At 60.0% G+C, this 25,526-nt stretch carries 19 protein-coding genes; 7 read left to right on the top strand and 12 right to left on the bottom strand.

What is annotated here, in order from left to right:
• Window positions 1-5: 5 nt before the first annotated feature.
• Window positions 6-911 carry an SDR family NAD(P)-dependent oxidoreductase gene (locus tag FFI94_RS00370; RefSeq protein ID WP_138873524.1) on the top strand — a complete coding sequence of 302 codons (906 nt, stop codon included), beginning with the start codon at window positions 6-8 and terminating at the stop codon, window positions 909-911.
• Between the two features lie 8 nt (window positions 912-919).
• Here FFI94_RS00370 and FFI94_RS00365 read toward each other — a convergent pair whose 3' ends face one another.
• The 3 genes from FFI94_RS00365 to FFI94_RS00355 all read right to left on the bottom strand — a co-directional run bounded on the left by FFI94_RS00365 (window position 920) and on the right by FFI94_RS00355 (window position 3,525).
• The gene (locus tag FFI94_RS00365) at window positions 920-1,585 is read right to left on the bottom strand and encodes a hypothetical protein (RefSeq protein WP_260683752.1); all 666 of its coding nucleotides are present in this window, start codon (window positions 1,583-1,585) and stop codon (window positions 920-922) included.
• Between the two features lie 136 nt (window positions 1,586-1,721).
• On the bottom strand, window positions 1,722-2,579 hold the full coding sequence (locus FFI94_RS00360) for a hypothetical protein (RefSeq protein WP_138871246.1): 858 nt from the start codon (window positions 2,577-2,579) through the stop codon (window positions 1,722-1,724).
• Between the two features lie 91 nt (window positions 2,580-2,670).
• The gene (locus FFI94_RS00355) at window positions 2,671-3,525 is read right to left on the bottom strand and encodes a hypothetical protein (protein ID WP_138871245.1); all 855 of its coding nucleotides are present in this window, start codon (window positions 3,523-3,525) and stop codon (window positions 2,671-2,673) included.
• A 200-nt stretch (window positions 3,526-3,725) separates the two neighbouring features.
• Between FFI94_RS00355 and FFI94_RS00350 the strand changes: the two genes are divergently transcribed.
• The gene (locus tag FFI94_RS00350) at window positions 3,726-4,289 is read left to right on the top strand and encodes a DUF732 domain-containing protein (RefSeq protein ID WP_138871244.1); all 564 of its coding nucleotides are present in this window, start codon (window positions 3,726-3,728) and stop codon (window positions 4,287-4,289) included.
• 2 nt (window positions 4,290-4,291) lie between these two features.
• On the opposite strand, the gene FFI94_RS00345 is transcribed toward FFI94_RS00350, so the two are convergent.
• The 3 genes from FFI94_RS00345 to gltB all read right to left on the bottom strand — a co-directional run bounded on the left by FFI94_RS00345 (window position 4,292) and on the right by gltB (window position 11,401).
• A complete protein-coding gene (locus FFI94_RS00345; protein ID WP_138871243.1) occupies window positions 4,292-5,188 on the bottom strand; it encodes a cutinase family protein in 897 nt (298 codons plus the stop codon).
• Window positions 5,189-5,358: 170 nt separating this feature from the next.
• On the bottom strand, window positions 5,359-6,810 hold the full coding sequence (locus FFI94_RS00340) for a glutamate synthase subunit beta (protein WP_138871242.1): 1,452 nt from the start codon (window positions 6,808-6,810) through the stop codon (window positions 5,359-5,361).
• Complete coding sequence (gltB, locus tag FFI94_RS00335; protein ID WP_138871241.1) at window positions 6,803-11,401, bottom strand: glutamate synthase large subunit; 4,599 nt, start codon at window positions 11,399-11,401, stop codon at window positions 6,803-6,805. The genes FFI94_RS00340 and gltB overlap by 8 nt, the downstream gene beginning before the upstream one ends.
• A 500-nt stretch (window positions 11,402-11,901) precedes the next feature.
• Between gltB and FFI94_RS00330 the strand changes: the two genes are divergently transcribed.
• Complete coding sequence (locus FFI94_RS00330) at window positions 11,902-13,347, top strand: NAD(P)/FAD-dependent oxidoreductase (protein WP_138871240.1); 1,446 nt, start codon at window positions 11,902-11,904, stop codon at window positions 13,345-13,347.
• Here the strand turns inward: FFI94_RS00330 and FFI94_RS00325 are convergent.
• Both FFI94_RS00325 and FFI94_RS00320 read right to left on the bottom strand, forming a co-directional pair.
• Window positions 13,326-15,140, bottom strand: a complete 1,815-nt coding sequence (locus tag FFI94_RS00325; protein WP_138871239.1) for a TerD family protein — start codon at window positions 15,138-15,140, stop codon at window positions 13,326-13,328. The genes FFI94_RS00330 and FFI94_RS00325 overlap by 22 nt on opposite strands.
• A gap of 23 nt (window positions 15,141-15,163) precedes the next feature.
• On the bottom strand, window positions 15,164-15,646 hold the full coding sequence (locus FFI94_RS00320) for a hypothetical protein (RefSeq protein WP_138871238.1): 483 nt from the start codon (window positions 15,644-15,646) through the stop codon (window positions 15,164-15,166).
• A gap of 404 nt (window positions 15,647-16,050) precedes the next feature.
• On the opposite strand from FFI94_RS00320, the gene FFI94_RS00315 reads away from it, so the two are divergent.
• Together FFI94_RS00315 and FFI94_RS00310 are read left to right on the top strand one after the other, a co-directional pair.
• Window positions 16,051-17,493, top strand: coding sequence for a phenylacetate--CoA ligase family protein (locus FFI94_RS00315; protein ID WP_138871237.1), 1,443 nt, complete (start codon window positions 16,051-16,053; stop codon window positions 17,491-17,493).
• Window positions 17,490-18,593 carry a ThiF family adenylyltransferase gene (locus FFI94_RS00310; protein WP_313905492.1) on the top strand — a complete coding sequence of 368 codons (1,104 nt, stop codon included), beginning with the start codon at window positions 17,490-17,492 and terminating at the stop codon, window positions 18,591-18,593. The genes FFI94_RS00315 and FFI94_RS00310 overlap by 4 nt, the downstream gene beginning before the upstream one ends.
• 18 nt (window positions 18,594-18,611) lie before the next feature.
• Here the strand turns inward: FFI94_RS00310 and FFI94_RS00305 are convergent, their stop codons facing one another.
• Window positions 18,612-19,871 carry a TetR/AcrR family transcriptional regulator gene (locus tag FFI94_RS00305; protein WP_138871236.1) on the bottom strand — a complete coding sequence of 420 codons (1,260 nt, stop codon included), beginning with the start codon at window positions 19,869-19,871 and terminating at the stop codon, window positions 18,612-18,614.
• A 221-nt stretch (window positions 19,872-20,092) separates the two neighbouring features.
• On the opposite strand from FFI94_RS00305, the gene FFI94_RS00300 reads away from it, so the two are divergent.
• Window positions 20,093-20,371, top strand: a complete 279-nt coding sequence (locus FFI94_RS00300; protein WP_138871235.1) for a LuxR C-terminal-related transcriptional regulator — start codon at window positions 20,093-20,095, stop codon at window positions 20,369-20,371.
• A 117-nt stretch (window positions 20,372-20,488) separates the two neighbouring features.
• A complete protein-coding gene (locus tag FFI94_RS00295; RefSeq protein ID WP_144298279.1) occupies window positions 20,489-20,881 on the top strand; it encodes a hypothetical protein in 393 nt (130 codons plus the stop codon).
• On the opposite strand, the gene FFI94_RS00290 is transcribed toward FFI94_RS00295, so the two are convergent.
• The 3 genes from FFI94_RS00290 to FFI94_RS00280 are packed head-to-tail and all read right to left on the bottom strand — an operon-like array spanning window position 20,878 to window position 25,243.
• Complete coding sequence (locus FFI94_RS00290) at window positions 20,878-22,287, bottom strand: hypothetical protein (RefSeq protein WP_138871233.1); 1,410 nt, start codon at window positions 22,285-22,287, stop codon at window positions 20,878-20,880. The two genes, FFI94_RS00295 and FFI94_RS00290, sit on opposite strands and share 4 nt — an antisense overlap.
• Complete coding sequence (locus tag FFI94_RS00285) at window positions 22,284-23,720, bottom strand: hypothetical protein (RefSeq protein WP_138871232.1); 1,437 nt, start codon at window positions 23,718-23,720, stop codon at window positions 22,284-22,286. The genes FFI94_RS00290 and FFI94_RS00285 overlap by 4 nt, the downstream gene beginning before the upstream one ends.
• Window positions 23,717-25,243 carry a hypothetical protein gene (locus tag FFI94_RS00280; protein ID WP_138871231.1) on the bottom strand — a complete coding sequence of 509 codons (1,527 nt, stop codon included), beginning with the start codon at window positions 25,241-25,243 and terminating at the stop codon, window positions 23,717-23,719. The genes FFI94_RS00285 and FFI94_RS00280 overlap by 4 nt, the downstream gene beginning before the upstream one ends.
• Window positions 25,244-25,526 lie beyond the last annotated feature (283 nt).

Raw genomic sequence — 25,526 nt, 5'->3', positions numbered from 1 at the left:
ACCACATGGGACTGATCAGGGATGTCGGGAGTTGGCGACGCGGAGCAAAGCTGCAACGACGCCTACGCGACCTCACCGGGACGCTAGTGGTTGTCACCGGAGCAGGCAGTGGCATCGGCCGCGAGACCGCGCTCGCTTTTGCCGCCGAGGGCTCAATCCTCGTTGTGTGCGACGTCAACCTCGAAAGCGCCCAGGACACAGCCGCACTCATCAACTCGCCCGCGAGCGTCGGCGGAGCCGACGCAGTCTTCGGCGGCGGTGCCCACGCGTATCAGGTGGACGTTTCCGACGAGCAAGCCATGACTCGATTCGCGGAAACCGTCGCCGCACACCACGGAGTTCCCGACATCGTGGTCAACAATGCCGGCATCGGCTTCTCGGGAACCTTCGCAGACACCACACAGGGACAATTCGAGCGAGTCATGGACATCAACTTCTGGGGAGTTGTGTACGGCTGCCGCGCCTTCTCGCCGATGATGATCAAACGCGGCTCCGGCGGACACATCGTCAACCTCTCGTCCGCCGCGGCATACACACCGCAGAAAGCATTGACCGCATACTCGACCAGCAAAGCTGCCGTGTTCATGCTCTCCGACTGTCTACGCGCAGAGCTGCTTCCGTCCGGAATCGGCGTCAGCACCATCTGCCCCGGCATTGTCGACACCAACATCGTCAAGACCACCGAGTTCGCCGGAACGACTGCAGCGGAACAACTTCGGAATCAAACCAAGGCGGACAACTTCTACCATCGCCGAAACTTCACACCCGACCGGGTGGCAAGCGCCATCGTCAAGGCAGTGCGGACCAACAAGGCAATTGTGCCCGTCACCCCCGAAGCGAAACTCGGGTACCGACTCAGCCGGTTCTACCCGAGTTCCATGCGCGTCGGAGCCCGCCTCAATGCTCTATGAGGCGGCTGTCAGCTTCCGAATGAAAGACTTCCCGCGAATCCTTGTTGCACGTCATCTTTCGAGCGGGGCAGTACTTCATAGGTGTCCGCATACTGTCCACTGAAGCCGGTGACGGTGATCGGTCGGCCAACCAGAATTGACGCGGGGTCGATACCCGCCTGAGTGTTCACAAAGATTACGGTGCTTCCTCCGGCTCCCGACACCACAATCTTGTGTCCGTACGGCAGATCATCGACGACGGGCGCGCTGACGATGCCGGACAATTTAACGAGCCGCCCCTCGCTGCTCTCACCGATTGCGCTGAGCGGCAACCGTTCCGGCCGTACCGCCGTGGCGAAACCAAGACGCGTGACCGCATTCGGCCGAACGACAAGCAGGCCCTCCTGATCTGCGAGGACACCGCTGACCTCAACCCGGTCACCAACAGATACGGCCGAATTGTCGGGATCACTGATATAGATGCCCGAATTGCCGCTCTGGAGACCAAATCCCTTGTCGTAAAAGCTGGATTCGAAGTCCCCGGACGATGTAGTCGCAGTTCCTGACACCGTAACCTCGGTGCCGATCGGCAACGAGCGGGCGACTTGAATCGAATCGACTGTCACCACCGACGGTGTTGCCCCTGGCAAGGGTTCGGCAACTGCAGGTGCGCCGGTAACTATTGCTACTCCCATGGCACCTGCAGCCGCCCAAGACAGAACTCGAACATGATTCATCGGCGAATCTCCCATAAGTAGTGAACAGCCGGCAATGGTCTTGCCGCTGACAATACTGAGCTATGGGCAAATGTGAAGCAACCGCACGAAGGGGTCAGGACCCCGAGCTACCGCTCGACCCCAGGGAACCCGTTCCACCGCCGAGATCGTCGAGCGGATCGCTACCCTCGAAGCCAGGAGTGAAGATGTAGGCGTCGGACGTAGTCGCCAGAGACGTGCCTGCCGTGGCAGGTGTTTTTGCACGCCAGTTGACGATCGGATTCAGGACGCCGAACGGGCCGCAACCACTCGCCTTCGGAATGGCAAAATCTTCGGCAACGTTCTCGATGCCGAGGAACTTCACCGCCGTGTCAATTGCCTCGAACTCCGGCGCTTCGTCCGGATTCGCGTTCTTCAGACGGAAATTCACCGGTTCCGCCTCGGACCCCAGGTAGCAGTTGTTGCCCAGGAAGGCGTTGTTGATCTTCATCTTGACGGGCAGACTGATGTCGAAATCCATCAGGTCACCGTTGAACGACGGAGCCGCGACCGCCTTCACCTCAGCCGTGACACCCGCCAACCCGAACAGATTGTTGAACGGCAGATCGATACCGAGCACCCCGCCCGGCACTGTCATGGGCTTGGCATACAAACCGTTGTGCCCATCAGCGCGAGGAGTGAAGACAGCGCCGTCAGCGGTCTCATCCAAGGCTGACGTGATGATCATGTCCCCAGCTTTGATCGGCAGGTTGAATCCGTTGTTGTCGAACGCTCCATTCAGGACGTCGACGGTCAAACATACCTGCGCACCTACAGTGTCGTTACACACCGCAGCGCCGGGAATCGGCGGGAGGGCCTCCTGCGCAGATACCATCGGTGCCGCCAGGGCAAGTACGGTGCCGGCACTACCGGCTACGACTGCGACGCGGACACCGAATCGCTTTGCCCGCGAACTCTTTACTGAATTCTGCACTACATTATCCTTTGGAATTGTGGAACTTCAGCCACAGATGCGGCCAATCTGCCAGGTCGGCAGAAGAATTGAGGCGTGAAGGTGCGGCATACTAAGAGCCCGAGCTGCCACTCGATCCGAGTGAGCCCGTTCCGCCACCGAGATCGTCAAGCGGATCACTGCCGTCGATACCACCCGGGTACAGGTATGCCGTCGACACGGTATTGAGCGACGTTCCCGAAGTTGCGGGCGTCTTGGCTCGCCAATTGACGATCGGATTCAACACACCGAACGGGCCACAACCACTGGCAGCCGGAATAGCGAAGTCGGTTGTCGCGCTCTTGACGGGGCTGACCTTCAACGAACCGGACGGCAATACCTCGAAAGCTGGGCTGGAGTCGGCCGTAGGCGTGAGATGGAAGTTCACCGGCGCTGCCTCGGATCCCAAGTAGCAGTTGTTGCCCAGGAAGGCGTTGTTGATCTTCATCCGAACCGGCAGGCTGATGTCCATGTTGGTGATCAGATCGTTGAAAACAGGCACGTCCACCGCCTGCACCTCAGCGGTGACTGCCGCCAGCCCGAACAGATTGTTGAAGGGCAGATCGATACCGAGCACTCCGCCTGGCACAGTCATCGGCTTGGCGTAAACACCGAAATGACCGTCGTCGCGTGGCAAGAGAACGGTCTCATCGCCTACCCCCGAACCGGCTTCTGCAGCGATGATCATGTCGCCGTCACCGATGGGCAGGTTGAAGCCGTTGTTTTCGAAAGTCCCGCTGTTGACCACGACAGACACACAGGATTCGGCGGTCGCCGGACACACAGCGGCGCCGGGAATCGACTCTGCAACGGGGTCAGCTGACGCCATGGGCGCCGCCATTGCCAGCACGGTACCGGCAGTTCCGGCGATTACTGCTGCGCGTACGCCGATGCGGCGAGCACGGGAATTCTTCCGAGAGTTGTGCACTGAGACTCCTTCGAATCGTGTGGGAGTGACAGTCGCTGCTTGTGTAGTCGACTGCCAGAACCAAACGCAGTGGAGTGTTCTTACTCACAAGTAACAACCTGGACAGATGTATATCACACAGTTTCGAGTCGAAAATAGCCCCAAGGAAATTTCCTTAAAATGTACGATTTATCCGATACGGTGTGTCACACTCAGGAGCGATGAACACCAAACACCTGATTGCGTGCCTTGCCGCGAGCGGCCTGCTCCTCAGTGCCTGCAGTGACGAATCAGCCACCGAGACAATGAGTTCGGCAACAGGCGTCGCGTCGGCGAGCGCAGCAACATCGACGACGACCGCCCCTGCGGCTTCTCCCACCTCGACGCCTGCGGTCGAAGCGCAGCAGCCTAGTACCGTCGAACCCGGCACACTCGAAGCTGGCACACTCGAATCGCCGGCACTGCCGAGTGCACCTCCGGCAGCTGTCGAAGCAAATACCCCGATCGACGCACGCTCACCGGACGAAATTGTTGCCGGAGCCGGTGAACGGGGTCAGCGCTACCTCGCAGCACTGCGACTGGCGGGAATCCCGCCGAGCGGCATGGACTCCGCCGAGATCCTCTACGCCGACGGTACCTGCAACGCCATCGCCCAGGGCATGCCGCGATCCGAGGTACTCGCAGAATTCAAGGCAGTTGGCGACGTCTATGCCCAGATCACGCCGATGCCGTCAGCGCGAATCGCCGAAATCTATGTGGAGACAGCAGAAAACACGTACTGCTGATATCAGGCTTTACCCGCCAGCCAGTTATGCAGCCACGACGTAGCCGTTGTGCCCGAACCGTCGACCACGTAACGGGTGTAGTCGGTATGGACCTGCGATCCGTAGAAATCGACCAACTGATCGACACGTCGGCTGTTGGCGCCGGGATCAAGTTGCGCCATGAGTGCGGGAAGTCCACCCGCAGTGATCAAGTCACGCACGATCACAGCTGCTTCGTCACGCAACGAGAGGGCCGTTGCCGGAGTCGGATCGGAAACCTGCGCCATGAATCCGGCCAGACGCATCACAAAATCATCTTCGGGCGTCGAGCAGTACAGATCGCCCGCAGCACAGAGAGTGACGGTATCGGCTGACAGCCAACCGAATCCGCCGATGCGAGCACCACTGGCGCCGTTTCCGCCAACCCAGGGACCGACCAACGCATCGGACTCGGATCGACGCGGATCGGACAGCAGACCGACTCCGGCAACACGATTGGGCGGTACGACACCGATGCCCGTCCCGATTTCGGCGGCGAGGTCTCCGGCCGCGTCGGCGCCCTGGCTGTACCCGACTATCGCGAATCGAGTGTCACCGCACGATGCAGCCATCGCCCCGATCATGCCGCGCGCATTGTCGACGGCCTGCTTCTTCGACCTGGCGTAGACATTTGATTCCCACGGGAAGGCGGTAGCCGAGTACGTGACGTAGTCGGTGCGTACCGACGACGGGAGGCCGCTGGTGACCGGCGCGAGCATGCCTGCACCGGGCGAAGCGCCTGACGGCTCCCACGTTCCCGGAATCGCCACGACATACAGTTCGGGGCAAGGCGCTGCGGATGCCGTCGGTGCGCCGACGGCCTGCACTACACCGGCGGCCGCAACAACCGACAACATCGCAACGAAGCGCTTCGCACCCATCAAAAACCCCGTATCCAATCAGGCGGGCCCCTGTACTCACCGCAGATATCTGAGCAGCATAGCGGTTGAACGTGGTCCAGGGTGTGGCTACGAACGTGCGCTTTTGTCGTCCACATACAAAACCGCACCCCACCGTTGTGGTGGGGTGCGGTTTTGTATGTCTCGTGCGACTAGCGCTGCGGAGCCGCCGTCGGGAGGATCGGAGCCGGAAGCGCCGTCTCACCCTCGAGGTACGTGTCCACAGCAGCTGCTGCGGAACGTCCCTCGGCGATTGCCCAGACGATCAGGGACTGGCCGCGGCCCATGTCGCCGGCTACGAAGACGCCGTCGACGTTCGTGTTCCACTTGGACGTGCGGGCCACGTTGCCACGCTCGTTCAGGTCGACACCGAGATCGGTGAGCAGACCCGGCTTTTCGGGTCCGACGAAGCCCATGGCCAGGAACACGAGGTCAGCCTCGAGCTCGAAGTCCGAGCCCTCGACCTTCTCGAAGCGACCCGACTTCATCTCGACCTCGTGAGCCTTGAGGCCGGTGACCTTGCCGTCTTCACCGACAAACTTCTCGGTGTTGACGGAGAACAGGCGCTCGCCGCCCTCTTCGTGAGCCGAAGCCACGCGGTACATCAACGGGTATGTCGGCCACGGAGTCTGCGATGCGCGAGTCTCCGGGGGGCGCGGCATGATCTCGAACTGATGGACGCTGGCAGCGCCCTGACGGTGCGAGGTACCGAGGCAGTCGGCGCCGGTGTCGCCGCCACCGATGATGACAACCTTCTTGCCCTTTGCATCGATGGTCGGAGCATCGAGGTCACCGAGCTGAACGCGGTTGGCGATCGGGAGGTACTCCATCGCCTGGTGGATGCCGTCGAGTTCGCGGCCTGGGATCGGCAGGTCGCGAGCTGCGGTGGCGCCGCCGGCGAGAACCACGGCGTCGAACTGCTCGCGCAGTTCGTCAGCCGTGATATCCACGCCCACATTGACGTTGGTCTTGAAGACGGTGCCTTCGGCTTCCATCTGCTCGAGACGGCGGTCGATGTGACGCTTCTCCATCTTGAACTCGGGGATGCCGTAGCGCAGCAGGCCACCGATGCGGTCTGCCCGCTCGAAGACCGTCACTGCGTGACCGGCACGCGTCAGCTGCTGCGCTGCAGCCAGACCGGCCGGACCACTGCCGACAACGGCGACGCGCTTGTTGGTGGAACGCGCCGCGCGAACCGGCTTGACCCATCCCTCGTCGAAGGCCTTGTCGATGATCTCGACCTCGACCTGCTTGATGGTGACCGGATCCTGGTTGATGCCCAGAACACAGGACGCCTCACAAGGTGCTGGGCACAGGCGACCGGTGAACTCCGGGAAGTTGTTGGTCGCATGCAAACGCTCGATCGCGTCGTGCCAGTGGTCCTTGTACACCAGGTCGTTCCACTCGGGAATCAAGTTTCCGAGAGGGCAACCGTTATGGCAGAACGGAATTCCGCAGTCCATGCAACGGCTGGCCTGGGTCTTGAGGGTTTCCTTCGGGAACTCCTCGTAGACCTCTTTCCAGTCGAGCAGGCGCAACGGCACCGGCCGGCGAACCGGAAGTTCGCGGGACGTGTGCTTCATGAAGCCGCTTGGATCACCCACGAGCTGCCTCCATCACTGCCTCGTCCACGTTCTTGCCATCCTTCTCTGCGGCCGCGATGGCCAAAAGAACCTTCTTGTAGTCGCGGGGCATCACCTTTGCGAAGTGACCCACCTGCTGCGACCAGTCCGCGAGGATGCGTGTCGCAACCTCGGAACCGGTTTCGTCGCGATGACGTTCGATGGCGCTCTTCAACCAGGTGAAGTCGTCGCCCGAAAGATCCTCGAGGTCCACCAGTTCGGTGTTGAGGTTCTTCTCGAATGCCCTGTCGGGGTTGTAGATGTACGCGACGCCGCCGGACATACCGGCACCGAAGTTACGTCCGGTGGCTCCGAGGATGACCACCTTTCCACCCGTCATGTACTCGCAACCATGATCGCCCACACCCTCGACGACGGCAGTGGCGCCGGAGTTACGGACTGCGAAGCGTTCGCCGACCACACCGCGAAGCAGAGCCTCGCCGCTGGTGGCGCCGAACAGGATCACGTTGCCACCGATGATGTTGTCCTCGGCGACAAAGCCTTCCGCTGCATTGAGCGGCGGGCGTACGACGATGCGTCCACCCGAGAGACCCTTGCCGACGAAGTCGTTGGCGTCGCCGTTCAGGCGCAGGGTCATGCCGCGGGGCACGAACGCACCGAAGCTGTTACCGGCGGAACCGGTGAACGTGATGTCGATGGTGTTGTCGGGCAAGCCCTCTCCGCCGAACGCCTTGGTGACCTCGTGGCCGAGCATGGTGCCGACCGTGCGGTTGACGTTGGTGATCGCGGACTCGAATGCGACCGGCTCACCCTTGTCGAGTGCGTTGCGTGCCGACACGATCAACTGCTGATCGAGTGCCTTGTCGAGGCCGTGATCCTGCGTTCCGGTGCAGTGGACGTCCTGGTCCATGAACGCGGACTCGACCTGGGTGAGGATCGGCGACAGATCGAGATTGCCTGCCTTGCTTCCCTTCCAGTGATCGAGGGCGCGCGTGGTGTCCAGCATGTCGACCTGGCCGACTGCTTCGAGCAGCGTGCGGAAACCGAGTTCCGCGAGAAGCTCGCGAACCTCTTCGGCGATGAACATGAAGAAGTTCTCGACGAATTCCGGCTTGCCACTGAAACGCTTGCGCAGCACCGGGTTCTGCGTCGCAACACCGACGGGGCAGGTGTCGAGATGGCAGACGCGCATCATGATGCAGCCCGAGACCACCAGCGGTGCGGTGGCAAAACCGAACTCCTCGCCGCCGAGCAGAGCAGCAACGACAACGTCGCGACCCGTCTTGAGCTGGCCGTCGACCTGCACGACGATGCGGTCACGAAGACCGTTGAGCAGCAACGTCTGCTGGGTCTCGGCGAGGCCGAGCTCCCACGGTGCGCCGGCGTGCTTGACGGAGGTCAGCGGGGTGGCACCGGTGCCACCGTCGTGACCGGAGATCAGAACGACGTCGGCGTGTGCCTTGGAGACACCGGCCGCGACGGTTCCGACGCCGACCTCGGAGACCAGCTTCACGTGGATGCGGGCCTGCGGGTTTGCATTCTTCAGGTCGTGGATCAGCTGAGCGAGATCCTCGATCGAGTAGATGTCGTGGTGCGGCGGCGGCGAAATCAGTCCGACGCCAGGCGTGGAGTGCCGAACCTCGGCCACCCACGGGTACACCTTGTGAGCCGGAAGCTGGCCGCCCTCACCGGGCTTGGCTCCCTGCGCCATCTTGATCTGGATGTCGGTGCAGTTGCTCAGGTAGTGCGACGTGACACCGAAGCGTCCCGACGCAACCTGCTTGATCGCACTGCGACGCGAATCGCCGTTCTCGTCCGGCGTGAAGCGTGACGGATGTTCGCCGCCCTCACCGGAATTGGAGCGAGCGCCCAGACGGTTCATCGCGATAGCGAGCGTCTCGTGAGCCTCGGCGGAGATGGAGCCGTAGCTCATCGCACCCGTCGAGAAACGCTTGACGATCTCGCTGGCCGGCTCGACCTCGTCGATGGAAATCGACGGCCGCTTGCCGATGTTGAAGTCGAACAGACCACGCAGAGCCGCAAGGCGCTCCGACTGGTCGTTGACCAGAGTCGTGTACTCCTTGAACACCTCGTACTGGCCGGTGCGAGTTGCGTGCTGGAGCTTGAAGACCGTGTCCGGGTTGAACAGGTGGTACTCGCCCTCACGACGCCACTGGTACTCGCCGCCGACCTCGAGCTCGCGGTGAGCGCGCTCTTCCGGACGGTCGAGGTACGCGACGCGGTGACGCGCAGCTACATCGGCAGCAATCTGATCGAGGCCGATACCGCCGAGCTGCGACTGCAGACCGGTGAAGTACTCGTCCGTCAGCTCCTGCGACAGGCCGATGACCTGGAACAGCTGAGCACCGGTGTACGACGCCAGCGTCGAGATGCCCATCTTGGACATCACCTTCAGGACACCCTTGCCGGCAGCCTTGATGTAGTTGGCGATGCCCTTCTCGAGGGTCAGACCCTCGAGTTCCTTGTTCTGCAGGAACTCGTCGATGGTCTCGAAAGCCATGTACGGGTTGACTGCGGCAGCACCGAAGCCGATGAGGAGCGCCATGTGGTGCACCTCGCGGGCGTCGCCGGCCTCGACGATGAGACCGACCTTGGTGCGCGACTTCTCACGAACCAGGTGGTGGTGCACGGCCGAGGTCAGGAGCAGCGACGGGATCGGTGCGTAATCCTCGGTGGACTCACGGTCCGAGAGCACGACGAGGCGTGCGCCACCCGCGATTGCCTGCGAAACCTGGTACTTGATGCCGTCGAGCGCACGACGGATACCGTCGCCGCCTTCCTTGACGGGGTACAGGCCACGGATGACAACACTGCGGAAGCCGGGGAATTCGCCGTCGTCGTTGACGTGAACGAGCTTCGACAGATCGTCGTTGTGCAGGATCGGCTGCGGGAGCGCGATCTGCTTGCAGGAATCAGCGCTCGGGTGCAGCAGGTCGCCCTCGGGGCCGAGCGTGGCACCGAGGCTGGTGACAACCTCTTCACGAATAGCGTCGAGCGGCGGGTTGGTGACCTGAGCGAACAGCTGCGAGAAGTAGTCGAACAGCATCCGAGGGCGTGCGGAGAGCACGGCGATCGGGGTGTCGGTACCCATCGAGCCCAGAGCCTCGGCACCGGAGAGGGCCATCGGCTTGACGAGCAGGTTGACCTCTTCGTTGGTGAAACCGAAGAGCTGCTGACGCAGCACGACACGCTCGTGCGACATGTACGTGTACGGGCGATCCGGCAGATCGTCCATGTGGATGAGACCTTCGTCGATCCACTGCTGGTACGGATGCTCTGCGGCGAGTTCCGACTTCAGTTCGTCGTCGCTGATGATCCGGCCCTGGGCTGTGTCCACGAGGAACATGCGGCCGGGCTGCAGGCGGACCTTCTTGACCACTGTGGACGGATCGATCGGAAGAACGCCGACCTCCGACGCCATGACGACAAGGCCGTCCTCGGTGATCCACAGACGCGAAGGACGCAGACCGTTGCGGTCCAGCACAGCGCCGATGACGGTGCCGTCGGTGAAGCACACCGAGGCCGGTCCGTCCCAAGGCTCCATGAGAGCCGAGTGGTACTCGTAGAACGCCCGACGAGCGGGGTCCATGCTCTCGTGCTTCTCCCAGGCTTCCGGGATCATCATGAGAACTGCGTGCGGCAGGCTGCGGCCGGCGAGGTGCAACATCTCGAGAACCTCGTCGAAACGAGCGGTGTCGGATGCGCCCTGGGTGCAGATCGGGAAGATCTTCTCGAGGTTCTCGCGGCCACCGAAGACGTCGCTGTCGATGAGGGACTCGCGAGCGCGCATCCAGTTCTCGTTGCCGGTGACGGTGTTGATCTCACCGTTGTGTGCGACCCGGCGGAACGGGTGCGCCAGCGGCCACGACGGGAACGTGTTGGTGGAGAAGCGCGAGTGGACGAGGCCCAACGCACTCTCGACACGATCGTCCTGCAGGTCCAGGTAGAAACCCTTGAGCTGCGGGGTGGTGAGCATGCCCTTGTATACGAAGGTCTGGCCGGAGAGGCTGGGGAAGTACACCGTCTCGCTACCCGGGCCGCCCTTGCCGGCGCCCGAACTGCCGAGCTCGTGCTCGGTGCGCTTACGCACGACGTAGGCACGACGCTCGAGGTCCATGCCTGTGAACTTGTCACCCTCGGAACCGATGAAGATCTGGCGGAACGTCGGCATCGCATCGCGCGCCAATGCGCCGAGCGACGAGTCGTCGGTTCCGACCTCGCGCCAACCGAGAACCGTCAGGCCCTCGTCGACGACGATCTTCTCGACCGCGGCAGCAGCCTCGTGCGCTTCGGCGTCGCCCTGCGGCAGGAACGCGATACCCGTTGCGTACGCGCCTTCGGCGGGCAGCGGGAAGTCCACGACAGCCCGGAAGAACTTGTCGGGTACCTGCAGGAGGATGCCCGCACCGTCACCCGTGTTGGGTTCGGAGCCGGCCGCGCCGCGATGCTCGAGGTTCACCAGAGCGGTAATCGCCTTTTCGACGATGTCGCGACTGCGGCGACCCTTCATGTCGACAACAAATGCGACTCCACAGGAGTCGTGCTCATTGGACGGGTGATAGAGGCCCTGGGGGCCTGGAAGTTGCTTCATACCCAGCCTTCGTATGCCATAAAGATGCACCGACGACCAGCAACGCTGATGGTCATCAACTTGCAATGCAAGTCCGCAGCACCGGCACGACGATGTGACCGGCACAGTCGGTTGAAACTTCTGCGAGTCAACCGTGTAACGAAAACGATAATTCAGAACCCCAGCATGCGCGCAACTAAGGTAGCCCTATATTTGCTCTGAACTGCGGCGATGCAGGACGCCCGAGAGCGCCTCGGAAAGATTCAGGGCTGCGTTCGTGCAGAGAAGTTCCGCTTCACAGGATACCGAATCCCCAGGCAACCGGCCTAAAAGTGCGATAAATGCAACAACTGGCCGCAGCGATAAAGATCAGCTGCGGCCAGTGTGTCTGAAACTTTAGCAAAAGTTGATCGATCAACCAAGGCCTGTGGTGGCATCAATTGTTAACGGAATCTCATTCGTGTGATTTCCCTACGCTCCCTGCGATTTACGGACGCTGTGAATTACGTACGCTCAGCCGCATGACAACAGCGGTGGTCGTGGGCAGCGGCCCCAACGGACTGGCAGCGGCAATCGAACTCGCCCGACACGGAATCGCGGTCCACGTCATCGAAGGCGCCGACAAAATCGGCGGCGGCACCCGCAGCAGCGAATACATCGTCGACGGACTCATCCACGACGACTGCGCGGCCTTCCACCCCACCGCACTGGCATCACCGTTCTTCCGCGGCCTCGACCGGGAATTCGGTTTCGCCGATCACGGATTGGAGTGGCTCTGGCCCGAAATCGATCTGGTCCATCCACTCGACGACGGCACCGCTGGGGTTCTGTGGCGCGATATCAACCGAACCGTCGACGCGATGGGCGTCGACGGTAAACGGTGGCGCTCTGTGTTCGGGTATCTCTCGGAGCACTTCGACGCGTTGGTTCAGGACGTCTTTCAACCGATCATCCACGTCCCGAAGCATCCGCTGACACTGGCCAGGTTCGGCGCCGGCGCGATTCTTCCGGCAACTGGCTTCGCGCGAATGTGGAAGACCCCGCAAGCCCAGGCACTGTTCGGTGGCAATGCCGCCCACATGTTCGGGACGCTGAACACCCCACTGTCCAGCGCAGGCGGACTGATACTCACCGCCGGAGCCCACGCACATGGCTGGCCGGTCGCCCGAGGCGGGTCCGGCGCAATTGCCGCTGCTCTGGCCTCCATTCTGCGCAGCCTCGGCGACACGATCGAAACCGGGAACTGGGTCACCGACTTCTCCTCATTGGCCGGCTACGACATCGTGATGCTCGACCTCGCACCCGACGCCGCGGCACGACTCCTCGACGGTCATCAGCCCGATCGCATTGCGCGCGCCTACCGTCGCTACCGCTACGGACCAGCCGCCTACAAAGTCGACTACGCCGTGCGCGGTGACTCAGACGGAAGCGTCGTACCGTGGACAAATCCGCACGCCCGGAAAGCCGGCACCCTGCACCTCGCCGGCTCGATGCCGGAAATCGCCGCCGTCGAGCGCCAGACCGCCCGGGGTGAAATGCCTTCCGCACCATTCATTCTCGTCGGTCAGCAATTCCTGGCCGACCCGTCACGATCAGTGGGAGATATCCATCCCCTGTGGTCGTATGCACATGTCCCGCATGGATATTCAGGTGACGTCACCGAGTCCGTCACTCGGCAGATCGAACGCTTCGCGCCGGGCTTCCGAGACCGGATCGTCGGGGTGCACGTTCGCACTGTCCCGCAAATGGCGGCCTACAACCCCAATTACGTGGGTGGCGACATTTCTGCGGGTGCAAACACCCCGAGACAGATCATCGCCCGCCCCAGATTCGGGTTGGACCCTTATGCCACCGGGGTTCCAGGCGTCTTCCTCTGCTCGTCCGCAACTCCTCCGGGCGGCGGCGTCCACGGGATGGGCGGCTACAACGCAGCGCAGGTGGCACTTCAGTCCACATTGATTCCGTAATCCGTTGCGACACCGCGCAGACCAGAGGCATAGCCTTGCCCCACTGCCCGAAACTTCCATTCACCGTTGCGGCGGTACAGCTCTCCGACCACCAACGCGGTTTCAGACGTGAGTCCGTCAATCGGAAAGTTGATCACAGGATGACCGGTACTCAGATCGACGACGGTCGCATGGAGACCACGAAGACCCGAGAACTGCCCACGGTCGATCGATCCGACAATCACGATCTTGTCGGTGTACGTTGCCGCGCGGGATAAATCCATCCGGATGGAATCACAACCGTCAACACCGTTCGCTACCTGGCGAGACTCGTAAACCACAGCGCCGGTGGCATGAACCGACTGGTTGTAGAAGACAAAATCACTATCCGATTGCACCCTCTCGTGTGCTCCGAGAAGCAGTGCCGACGTATCCACATTGGCTTCGGCTGGGTTGCCGTGCCACGCAAGCGCAACACGAATCAGGGGCGCCCGGACGGGAGTGTTCGCACCTTTGGTCAACGTCAAGATATCCGGCACACTGGATGTCTCGCTCGAGAACAGGAACCTCGCCCGGTCGAGGACACGCTCCGTCGCAGCCTGCACATCCGACAACGAGGGTGACGAATACAGCGGTTTGATCAAGGTGGTGTGTTCGTACTCGACGCCGATCTGGCAGTCGTCCAGATCGACACCGCGCAGGTTCTCGGGAATCTGCCCGTTCTCCGAAGGCCCGAGCACGAGAAAGACGCAGTGTTTATCTCTCCACGGCGCAAAATACACAATCGAAGAACCTTCCGGAGAAGGTACGTCCTTCTTGTAGTTGTCACCGTCGAGAGAGTCCCACCCGGCCCCCACCAACCGGCGCTTGAAATCCCACGAAAGCTCGATCGGTCCGTGATCGTGTGGTCTGAGATGTTCGAGACCTGGAAGGTGCCAAATCCGACGATGAACCGACCTGCCGAAGATATCGGCAAAGGTGCTGGGCACCAATGTTTTCTGCGCCAAGGCGGTGAACCATGACCCATCCAGAGCGCCGAGTGGATTGACGAATTCACGGAGCACCCGCCCAGAGTCCGCATCCGGCAGAACGGTAACGATGATCGCAGAACTGTCTGCGCTCTCGATCCCGAACCACAACACGTTCTCGATGCTCGAGAACGATCCAAGCCATCCACCATCCGTCACAGAACCGCGGAACGCGGGAATCACGCCGGCGACGGCAGTGAAACAACTCGCCAGATCTGACGGACCGTAGACGACGAGGCTCAAACCAACGCTGGACATCAGCCCGAACGCTATCTGTATCGGGTCATTCTCACCGAGTCCCGGGTCACTCAACGTTGTCGTGTCACTCGAATCCGGAGACAGAATCGGCAGGCCTTCAGGAGTGACATTCCCGGACTTCGAGAAATGTCCTTCTCGGGCCATGGTCTCGAAAGTTTCGGCCATTTGTGGTCCGACCAGAATCCCGCCGATATGTTCCGACACCGCAACACCTTTGGCAGCGCAATGAGTGAAGTAATTCCAGATGTCGTCGCGTTCAGGCCCGGGACGACGCACGATTGCGCTGATCGCATCCGCGTTGTCCGGAAGGTGTTTTACAGCAAGGGATTCCACAATGTTTACGATTGCATGAACAACCTTGTCCACGTCGATGGCGTTGGAACTTCCCGAGTGGCTGTCGACCAATTCCTGTGCCACGTCGGATAGTCCGGGCCGCAGGCTTTGGTGGGTCGCCCAGTTGGGAACTGCCGCAATGCGTTCCGTGGCCCAGTCGGTAGTCGGCGCCTTGGTTCGGGAGAACATTCCCATGATGCACAGCCCTTCTAATCCTGCTACAACCGAACCTCGGACTCACCTTCGAGTGCTGCGAGCTTCCTCAGCAAAGTCCATCGCTTGGAAACAACTCTGTCACAGGAAGAAACAATTCCCGTTCGAGTCACCCACTCCGACATCCAGATTGACACTTCAGTGCCGCCGTCGACAGTCGGCGAAAGGCTGACTGACACTACGGGGTTCTTCGAGTTCCACGAATTGATCCCGATCCCTCGCGACTGGAAGTTCATCAAACCATCGCCCTGGACGTTCTTCCATCCAACCCCACTGAAATGGCTTTCGATTACTTGTTGGATTGTCGGGGGATCAGCGGAATGCACTACATCTATCTGCCGTTTGGCGTATGCGCCGAGAACCAAACTGAGGATCACCAGGCCCACAAACCATGCGATGGCAAACCAGAATGCCGCCCCGCCGCCAACTGCAAGTGCTGAAACAAAACCCACTATCGTGACGATCAAAAAAGCCAGGAAAATCTGCACGAAACTTCCTCTCAAGAAGATACGGGGCGGCCCTCCGAGGGCTCTACTTCCAGTACCCGCCGTGTTCATTGCACGTCGAGCCGGTGTTGTTGCACTTGCTGCATGTGAGCTTTCCGAACATGCCGCTCGCTCGTCCTCCGTTGCACGCCGAGCAGTCATGAACCGGCCTGTGACACTTCCTGCATTCCGCCATATCGAACTCCTTCGTTTGTGGTTGCTGCGTCAAAAAACCTTGCACCACAGTTGACCGTCCGTTCAATAGTCCGATCGACTGACATGGGCGATTTCCGGTCCTGACTACCCCACGATTCTCGGCATCCATCGGCTCCCGGTGATGCTCCGGGGGTTCGGTCTCTCGTGTGCACGGCGACATCAGAACTCGCCACACGAAAGGACCCGCCCTGATGCATCCGACCAGTTCGTCACCCACTTCACCAGGCGCCGATCACGCATTGGCCATTTTCCGGCGTGCGGTTGACGTCGTACCTGCCTACACACAATTCTTGTCAGAACAAGGATTCGATCCAGACGAGATCCGTGGCGTGGACGACTTCACGAAAATTCCCACCACTTCGAAAAGTAACTACATTGCTGCGTACGAGCTGAAAGATCTCATGCTTGGCGGCGATGTCACAGGGGCACGAATCTGGTCGTCGAGCTCGGGATCCTCCGGTCGGCCGACGCACTGGCCACGGTCCGCTGCATCTCTGGCACACAGCGTTGCGCTCCATGGGCGCATCATGCGGCAATTCGATGCTGACAAGCGATCGACGTTGCTCGTTGTCTGCTTCGCGATGGGCAACTGGATCGGTGGAACCTATACATTGCGCGCGGCGGAAGAACTGAATCAGCGTGGGTTCCCGTTGTCCGTCATAGCTCCCGGGGTGGACGTCGAGACGGTTCGTGAGAACATCGCAACGCTCGGCAAACACCACGATCAAGTCGTCATCGCTGGCTATCCACCATTCGTCCGTGACGTTCTCGACGGCGCGGATCCGGTGGTCCTCAACCAGGACCTTAAGTTGCTGCTTGCCGGCGAGAGCATCGGAGAATCCTGGCGCGACGGCGTGCTGGATCTGATCGGTAAGTCCGGTCGCCCGCAAGACATATGCCTTGTCTACGGCACCGCCGACGCAGGGATGATGGGGCACGAGACGCCAACATCGATTTCCTTACGCCGTCTTGCCCTCGAACATCACGATGTCGACGAGGCCCTGTTCGGTGGTGCTGCCGCCTCGTCGACTCTCGTCGAATACGACCCTTCGTATCGCTACACGGAAATCGACGAGGAGGGTCATTTTCTGTTCACGGTCGACAATACGATTCCGCTGATCCGCTACCGAATCAATGACATCGGCCGAATTCTGAGCCAGCACGACACCAGTCGATATCTGGCCGAACTCGGCCACGACCTGGATCTTCGAACATCATCCGCAAGAGCGGGTTTCATCGTCCTGAAGCGGCGTACCGACGTCGCCATGTCGTTCTATGCGGTCAATCTGTATCCCGAACCCATCCGTGCCGCGCTGTCGCACCCGCAGTTGGTCGACACGATCACCGGAAAATCTGTACTCGCTCGGCGACCCGGCCCCGACCTGCGCGACACATTGGAGCTGCGAGTCGAATTGCGACGCGACAAGACTCTGGACACGCGTGGGAATACCGCATGCGCTGAACTGGTTCGACGAACGGTGGTCGAGGCTCTTGCCGCCTCTAGCAGCGAATACCGCGAACTAGTGCAGATTTTGGGTGACCGCGCAAAGCCCAATGTGCACTTTTGCCTGTTCGGAAGCAGCGACTTTCAATACGAAATCAAGCAAACGCAGGTGGAAAAGGTAGGCGCATGATGATCGAAATACTGCATCCCACACAAGACTCCGACCGCATTCGAACTCTGTTACAACCCGAATCGGGTCTACGATTTGTCGACGGTTGGGAATCCGCCCGCTCGGAGTTGACCGTCGTCGATTCGTTTGGCGATGGCGATCCGAACAGGTGGAATGACGAGCACACCGTCGAATGCGCAAGTCGGTACGTCGTCTACCCGTGGCGTTCGGCAATCGTCCGGTTGCCTGACGCTGAGAACTTCTACCGACTGCGAACCACTCGAAACCGATATCTGCTGGACGACGACGAGCAACACGCGTGGAGTCGGGCATTGATCGGGGTGGCTGGACTCAGCGTTGGATCGTCGGTTGTCTCCGTGTGCTCTTTGACAGGCGCGCGTCGGTTTCGCATCGCGGATCCTGACACATTGGGGCCCAGCAATCTCAATCGCCTAGCTGCGTCCGTCTGCGACTTGGGAGAATCGAAAGTGACTCTTGCGCAACGCCGTCTACTCGAAACTGACCCCTACACCGACATAGATTCCTTCCCGCGCGGGTACTCGGAAACCGAATCGGACCGATTCCTGGGAGGCAACGGGATCGCATCCTTGTCGGTACTCGTAGAGGAAATGGACGACCTCGCGATGAAAGTCGCCATTCGTCTGCGCGCACGGGCAAAGGGCATACCCGTCGTGATGGCCACGGATAACGGCGACAACGTGATTCTCGATATCGAGCGCTATGATCTGGATCCCGACTATCCCCCGTTTCACGGCAACGCCGGGGAGTTGGTCGGATTGACCGACGACCAACTGCGCGATCCTGAGAATCGAGCGCGGATAGCCAACGCGATTGTCGGAAGCAAGGTCACTCCGAGAACTCGATACTCGCTCACCCAGGTCGGTCGAACTTTGCCATCATGGCCACAGTTGGGCACCGCTGCCACTGCGGCGGGGTCCGTCGCGGCACTGGCGGCACGGTTGTTGGTGTGCGGCAATAACTTACCGTCGCGTCGATACCGCTTCGATCTGGACCAGGTCCTGCTCGGCGACGGCGCCAACTCCACCGGTCGATGGAACGAACTCGACGAACGAGCGTTTACCGCACTCATGGCCCAGTGATCCACGTACGGATTTCGTTCAGAGTCTGGTCAACCCGCGCAGCAGCAGCCCACCGACAAAAGTGGCGTTGTCCTCAGGGGTCTCGGTCCGCCGGGTGAAACAACGCAGCAGGAGAGCGTTCGTCAAACCGGCGGCGATGTCTATCGGTGTGCCGATAGTCGAGAACAACCCGATGTCCTGACCTTGCTGAACAACCGGTGCGATGATGGCCGGAAGGTTGAGCTGCGTCTTCAGTGACAGCAAACTTTCCGGCTCACCGTACGTGTCGTGGGCGACTGCGACCAACAGGGCGTCCATGAATTCGGTCTCGTCTGTCGCGAGTTGCGCACATCGAAGCATGTAATTCTCGACGATTGTGATCTCGTCCAGGCCGATCAACACATCGTCGGCAACGGTTTCTCGAAGAATGTCCACCCTCCCCTGTAGCGCTGCAACAAGAATATGAGGCTTGGTTGGGAAGAGTTTCTTGACGGTCGGGCGTGGAACACCCGCGTTATCTGCAATGTCGTCTACCTGAGTCATGAAATATCCGCGTTTCCCGAATTCACCCCGGGCAGCGGCAAGAATAGCTGCCCGGGGATCTCGGGGCAGTGGTCCGAGTGAGGAAGGAGCATCAACGTTGCCGACCATGTCGTCGAGATGTTGGTGGCGCCCGGAAGTGTCGACCACTGCCCCGAGAAAAGCGAACAGTGCATCGGAGACAACCGTGGCGGACACGGACTCGGGGTCCGCCAGACTCCGAATCCGGAACCCATCGAGAATGGCATTGAATGCCGCTGCAAAGGACCTTGCGGTAAACGGCCTCCGGAATGTGGCGTCGGCCTGTTCGAACAAGCCTTCATATGCGGCCAAAACCAGAGCGTCGCGCTGAACGTAATCATTCTTCACGGCCTGCGCAGTTCCTCTGTGATTGCGTGCAAAGACATGAGACAAGAGATTCTCGGTTACGGAAGATGGGTCCACCAACGGGCGGAACGCTTCGGCAACCAGCGCGGTGACTGCCGGGCGGAGCGAATTGCCGCAGGCCCGCAACTGGTCACGCACCATGTCCTTGACCTCGTCGGTCGAGTTCCAATTGGATTCGCTCAACCGCGTAAGCACGGCCTCGACAAAAACCGCCTTACTGTTGAATTTCCGAAAGAACGTTGCCGACGACGAACCTGCCTGATTGACAACGTCGTCAATTCGCAGTCCACGTCGGAGAAAATCCCGCGAGTTCTCTGTCAACGATGCCACTCCGGCATCGATGAATTGCACGGCCGTGGCATCGTCCGACATGTCTTGCCCTTTCGGTGTCCAGTAACAACTTTCCACGGCTATATCCCGAAGAACACTTTACCCAGCTACAGCCCATTTTCGCTCCGAATTGAGAGTGTTCACTGTCACGTGAATGGACATGCAATCACCAAAGGGAGTGACGTCCCGAAATATCTCGCTTTTCATAGAAGTCAAGAAACCATCGCCACCAAAGGTGGCACCCGGACACCAAGGACGCCTACATGACCTCCAGCGACTACAACCCGAACAACAATGACATTCGGCCACGCCGCATCGATCCGGGCCTCAGTACACGCGAGAAGGAAGTCTTACTCGCCTGGATTCAGTGCGACTCCAAATCCGTAGTCTCGCAAAGGCTGTACATCGCACCGGGAACGGTCAACACTCACCTCACACGAATTCGCGGCAAGTACGACGAGGCGGGGAGAACAGCACCGACCAAAGCCGCGTTGCTTGCGCGGGCACTTCAGGACGGACTTATCGGGATCGACGAGCTCTGACAGCTCCTGCGTCTCACTTGTATCTGTCGGTCGTTCACTCGATATCCGTAGTGAAAATCGAAACCTAGTGTGAGGCGTGCGGTGTTCGACCACACCGCCTCACTCGGGGGGTCTTCGATGGACGACGGCGATCCACGTTGGTCGATCTACATGATGGTCGCAATCCCGGAATATGCCACGGTGCGCGACGAAATCCTCCGATTATGCCGGTCACCCAGAGGGAACATCGACGAGGATCGTTTGCTACAGGCAATAGCGTCGGCGGCGTGGGAGATGTTGCGAGAGTTAACGATCGGACGTGAAGATATCGCCTGGACGGAGTTGCGTCAGTTAGGTAGCTCGCCGAACTTCGATCACGCCAAGTTGGCTGCGTACCTGAGCACCGCGGGGGCAGTGGGAATTGCGGTCAACGACAAGTTGCGAAACTACCTTACGCACACAATTCCTCAGGAACTGAGCGCTTCGGTCGACTCCGGAAAGTTCAACCGCACCTGGAATTCACGCGCCTAGAAATCGCCGGAGTCGACCTGTCGCGCTATGGCAACAGTGTGCGTAAGCGATGCCCACACGATCGGTGAATACGTCAGATCACCCGGGTTGGATTCCCACAAGCGCAATTGGTCACGTTGCCAATGAGTGACGGCCTCCACTGCGTTGATCCCATTGTGTGCGCGATCGACAACCAGCGCTAATTCGACTGTGGGAAGCGTTGATCGCCGCACTTTTCCGATGCTGTGGAAAGCACTGTCGGTCGGAAGCGTCCAGCGGGTAGTGGTCACCAGCGAAGCCCCGGAGTCCACCAACGCAATCACCAAACCGAAAGTCTCGGCCGATCGGAAATCCACGCCACCCTCACACGCTATGAGCGCTACACGACATGGAATAGGCCAGATTTCGAAGCCGTAATTCCTTCGATCCGATCCGTACCGACTCCATACTCGCTCGTCCGAACACTGCTGTGTACCAAGAAGGAAATCCAGTGCGCACAAGGGTAAGTGACGGTCTTGGCTGGGCGACGCCGCGTGACCGGGTGCCGTCAGCGATCGAAATGGCTCAGCCATTCCCCATTGCCCACGCCCAGAAGTCGGAGGCCCAACCGTATCGAACAGGTGAATAGACGCAGACCCTGGTTCGTCGGGACTCGAGGATACATGCCCGAAGTAGAACAACCGGGATCTCCCGTCCTGCAGAGCGTCTGACAACGCAATTCGGTCGAATTTTCTCGGCACGTCTATCTTGACAGCTTGATCTCCGAAAACTGACTCGAGTTCTTCTGAAATACCATCGAGCAGTGCATTTTTCGATAAACCCGACAAAGTTTGCCGAAAGCCGTGCTCGAGGGCACTCGGGGGCAGACGTGGATCGAGGACGTGCAGTGGAGGAAGGTGACGCACATCTTCCCAGTTCGGAGGCAGAACGCTTCGATGAGCGTGAACTGTCGCCGGCGGATCGAAGGTCACCAGCGCAATGTCGAGCAATCTCCGATCGGCGTCTGCGAAAAGCAATTCCCAGGGAACACGTGCGATCCGAGGACTAGGGGTGATCCTGACGTGGACTGTTCCGTGGGATTCGAATCGCTCACAGATCTGTCGGCGCAACGTCGTCGGAAGCGCAGCCTCGGTGAGCAACGCAGCCAATTTCCGTTCACCGTCGAGGCTGGCGAACGCACCCTGCAACAGCGCCCGACTCGCCGCATCCTCTTTGGACTCGACCTGTGACTGTTCTCCCCGGCCCAACGGCAATGGCGACAGCAGGGCTTGATCGAGCATTGTCATGGCTGCGGAAAGGTTCTCGCTGTCCAGACGTTCGGCATGGGGAACGTCGGGAGTATCCATCCACGTCCATGACATGTACGTGGGGCCCGCATCGGCGGCTCGCACAAGAACAACCGAGCGATTCTCGAACCTGAGAGTCACGATCGCCCGTCCGAGCGGTCATTGTCGTCCGACGGCGTGATCAACAATTCGGCCAATAGCGGCTGCGTGCCTGGTGGTTCAGCCCTGTCATCCTCCACAGCTGCCATGAAGCGCTCGATTGCCTCGATTCTGCTTTCCAGCAGGGCACCCCACGACTGACTGTCGCGACCGAACTCATCATTCAGCCAAGTCAATTTCTCCACCGCTGATTCAGCCGCATCCAATGCCTCCCGAGTGAATCCGCGCGCTGCCGACGTCACAGCTCTACGAGCCTCCGACTCCGACGTCGAGTTCGCGACGTACAGGGCGGTCAACTTCGCGCGTTGCAATCCCCACGCTTCCAGCATGAGCCGATCGACGTCGACCAGCACACCGGCCGAATCGCCGGCACGGAGATCGCGAGGATCGCTAGAAGCACAAAAGATCCCGAAACATATGTCGGAAAGGGAATCCTCGTCTATCTCCATCATCCCGATCAGGCTGGTTCCATCGGCCACCATTGGAACGCTCACGAGAAGCTGCCCTGATCTGCGATTTGCAGCGTACGCCAACATCTCTCCGGCTTCGCGGGAGTGGGCATCGATGCCTTGCGCCAATTGTGCGGACAAAATCACTCTCCCCGTCTCCCCCTCGGCGCGATAAGTCGCTTCGATATCCGGCGTGCTCGCACCACGCCACGCGAGAATCCGCGGAGGTACCACATGCGGATCGATGTACCCACTGAAGACCGAAGCACGAGAGCGAGTTCCGTCACCGGCCATATCCGTATCCACCAAGCTCAACGATTGTGTTTCCACCAGATCTTCGATCCACTGCCGCAGCGTGTCGTCGTCGAACGCGGTGGCGGCCTGCACTCGGGCAGCGAGGTCCATCAGAACGTAACCCCAAGTCGTTTCGGATACCGCTTCTGCCGCTTCCAGCGTCACGATCGCCATCTCTTTGGCTGCGCTGCTGGACATCTCACCGTTCAAACAATCCACCCCCAACCCTTCGAGAGTTGCAGACGCAACCGCAAAAAGGCGAGCAGCCGCGGCGGTATCGCCGATTCGATGTCGCGCGGCAGCGCCGTCCAACACCAGTACGCTCTCGTTCATCCGAACCATCGACCAGCGACCACAGGCCGCGGTCAGACCCAGACGAGTCCACCGTGCATCGAGATGAACAGCGTCACATTCGCTTTCGATGCCACTGGCCGCACGTTCGAGGATTCCGCCAAGGCCAGGTTCCACACAGGCCGCGGCCAGCGCTCTGATGCCACCGCCCTCGGCCACATGCCAACGCAGGACCGTCGACGTGTCCGCAGCGTCGACGACTACTACAACGCCGGGTGCGATGGACACCGCAACTTCTGCAACCGCGGGAGCAACGTCACTGTCCCAAGAGAGATCGCCGCCATCGCGTCGTATCGAGCGCGAGTATTTCGATGCACTCACTTGTTCGTCTCCGTCAACTCGGTCCATTCGTCGCGGTGTGTCCGAAGCCTCCGAATGATTTCAGCAGATTTCTGCGTCCAGGTTTGTCCTGCGGCCTTCTTTCCGACGAGTTCGATACCGTCGCCGGCAAAGATGTCGTCGTCATTGATTGCCATTGCCAGGGCCCCCTGTAAGAGTTGCATGACCAGCGCAACCGATTTTGTCGGACTAGGGGCGAGGGTGTTCGTGGGTCTGCGTACTTCGAGCAGGTGACGCACCATTGGCCGAACAGCGCCTCGGTCTATGAATGCTGCGACCTCGGGGACGGAACCATCGAGCACGGTCTCGGCATCCGATAGCAGTATGTCGAGAACTACCTCGCGTTCCCAACACGGCAGCGGCCCTTCGTATTTTTTGCCCCACGGATGACTCGACTCGATCGAGCTGTCCATCACGTACCTATGCGCGCGGGCGAACAGAAGCCTCATCAACACACCTCGGTGGCCGAGCGCCAGTTCAGTGCGTTCAGGACCATAGCTCTCAGGGTGTTGCGCGTGGGCCGTCCGATCAGCTGATCGGAACAGTTTGCGGCGCAGATCCTGCGTCGCACGGTGGCGATTCGATTTGTAGACGCGTGTCACGAGGTCATCGGTCAGTTCAATTTCGGCGATATGAAGCTTCAACATATTTCGACGTGCACGGCGCCATGTCTCGCCCACGACGTCGTAGCTGGTGTACAGGTTGCTTCCTTGGATCAGTGGCCTGTCGAGATCTCCGGTGTCGACAATTCGTCGATTGAGATAGGACTCGAGAGTTTGCTCGACAAACTCGATTTCCTCTGCTGACGGGGAGCGATCCGCAACGTCGGGTTCACCATATCTGATGGTCATATCTTCGATTGCGCTGCTGAGGATTTCGAGGTCTTCATTGCCGTCATCGTCGGCGATTCGATCCAGATAGTCCACCAACTTTCCGCTGTACCCCCGCATAGCTGCGGCCACGATCTCACTCGTGAACGACTGCGGGGTCTCGACAAAGCGATCGGCATGATCTCGAGTTGATGTCACTGTGCCGCACTGCTCGGTTGCGATCATGGCGTTTCGCGCAGCGGTGCGTGGATGGTTTTCTTCGAGCGGCCGAATGGAATCAACCATTGCAGTGGACAGACCTCTAGGACGCTCTGCCCTCACGTCCCGAACAACATTGGCGGAGCATCGCGCGAAGGGATCCGCATACTCTGCAGCAATCATGCTCACCATGTCCCAAATTTCGACACCTGTTGCCACTTCGTTGACGCCCTGACGCATACGTCGCGCAACCTCAGGTGTGGTCATCGTCTCGACCCATTCAGTGGCTCCCAGTTCGTGTGTCCACGTCGTAAGATCTTCGGCGAAGTGCCTGATATTCGGTTTCGGTGACGCCGAAGCCTTAACCCATAATTCGATCAGGTCATTTCGTGTCAGGGTTGCCTCGGCACGACCACCACGGCCGAGTTCACGGCCGATCCACCAACCACTGACGGCCCAGTCACTGCTCCCCGACATGTCACCAACTCCCTATTGAAACGTCTTCGTAGATTAGTCTCATCGAATGACTTTCGGCCGGCGCTGAACTCCTTCATCATTATCCGACAAGCAGGTGATCGTCCTCCTATTCGAAACCTCGCCAATATCGGATCGGACGGAAGGACTGGTCGCAATGTCTACTCACTTCCCATTATGACTGCGATCGTCATCGTTCTAGCCTTCCTGATGATGGTGGTGTATTTCGTGCTCGGCGGGCGAGCATCGCGCGCTGAACACCCAGGTGGGTCAACCTTCCCATTGA

It is taken from the genome of Rhodococcus sp. KBS0724, assembly GCF_005938745.2.
Lineage (GTDB): Bacteria > Actinomycetota > Actinomycetes > Mycobacteriales > Mycobacteriaceae > Rhodococcus_F.
Note: the sequence above shows the minus strand (reverse complement) of the source record. Positions and strands in the feature narration are given on the sequence as shown.

What these genes read in the sequence shown, in the direction of transcription:
- FFI94_RS00370 (WP_138873524.1), top strand. Translation starts at nt 6, where the DNA reads ATGGGACTGATCAGGGATGTCGGGAGTTGGCGACGCGGAGCAAAGCTG.
- FFI94_RS00365 (WP_260683752.1), bottom strand. Translation starts at nt 1,585, where the DNA reads ATGGGAGTAGCAATAGTTACCGGCGCACCTGCAGTTGCCGAACCCTTG.
- FFI94_RS00350 (WP_138871244.1), top strand. Translation starts at nt 3,726, where the DNA reads ATGAACACCAAACACCTGATTGCGTGCCTTGCCGCGAGCGGCCTGCTC.
- FFI94_RS00345 (WP_138871243.1), bottom strand. Translation starts at nt 5,188, where the DNA reads ATGGGTGCGAAGCGCTTCGTTGCGATGTTGTCGGTTGTTGCGGCCGCC.
- gltB (WP_138871241.1), bottom strand. Translation starts at nt 11,401, where the DNA reads ATGAAGCAACTTCCAGGCCCCCAGGGCCTCTATCACCCGTCCAATGAG.
- FFI94_RS00330 (WP_138871240.1), top strand. Translation starts at nt 11,902, where the DNA reads ATGACAACAGCGGTGGTCGTGGGCAGCGGCCCCAACGGACTGGCAGCG.
- FFI94_RS00325 (WP_138871239.1), bottom strand. Translation starts at nt 15,140, where the DNA reads ATGGGAATGTTCTCCCGAACCAAGGCGCCGACTACCGACTGGGCCACG.
- FFI94_RS00315 (WP_138871237.1), top strand. Translation starts at nt 16,051, where the DNA reads ATGCATCCGACCAGTTCGTCACCCACTTCACCAGGCGCCGATCACGCA.
- FFI94_RS00310 (WP_313905492.1), top strand. Translation starts at nt 17,490, where the DNA reads ATGATGATCGAAATACTGCATCCCACACAAGACTCCGACCGCATTCGA.
- FFI94_RS00305 (WP_138871236.1), bottom strand. Translation starts at nt 19,871, where the DNA reads ATGTCGGACGATGCCACGGCCGTGCAATTCATCGATGCCGGAGTGGCA.
- FFI94_RS00300 (WP_138871235.1), top strand. Translation starts at nt 20,093, where the DNA reads ATGACCTCCAGCGACTACAACCCGAACAACAATGACATTCGGCCACGC.
- FFI94_RS00295 (WP_144298279.1), top strand. Translation starts at nt 20,489, where the DNA reads ATGGACGACGGCGATCCACGTTGGTCGATCTACATGATGGTCGCAATC.
- FFI94_RS00280 (WP_138871231.1), bottom strand. Translation starts at nt 25,243, where the DNA reads ATGTCGGGGAGCAGTGACTGGGCCGTCAGTGGTTGGTGGATCGGCCGT.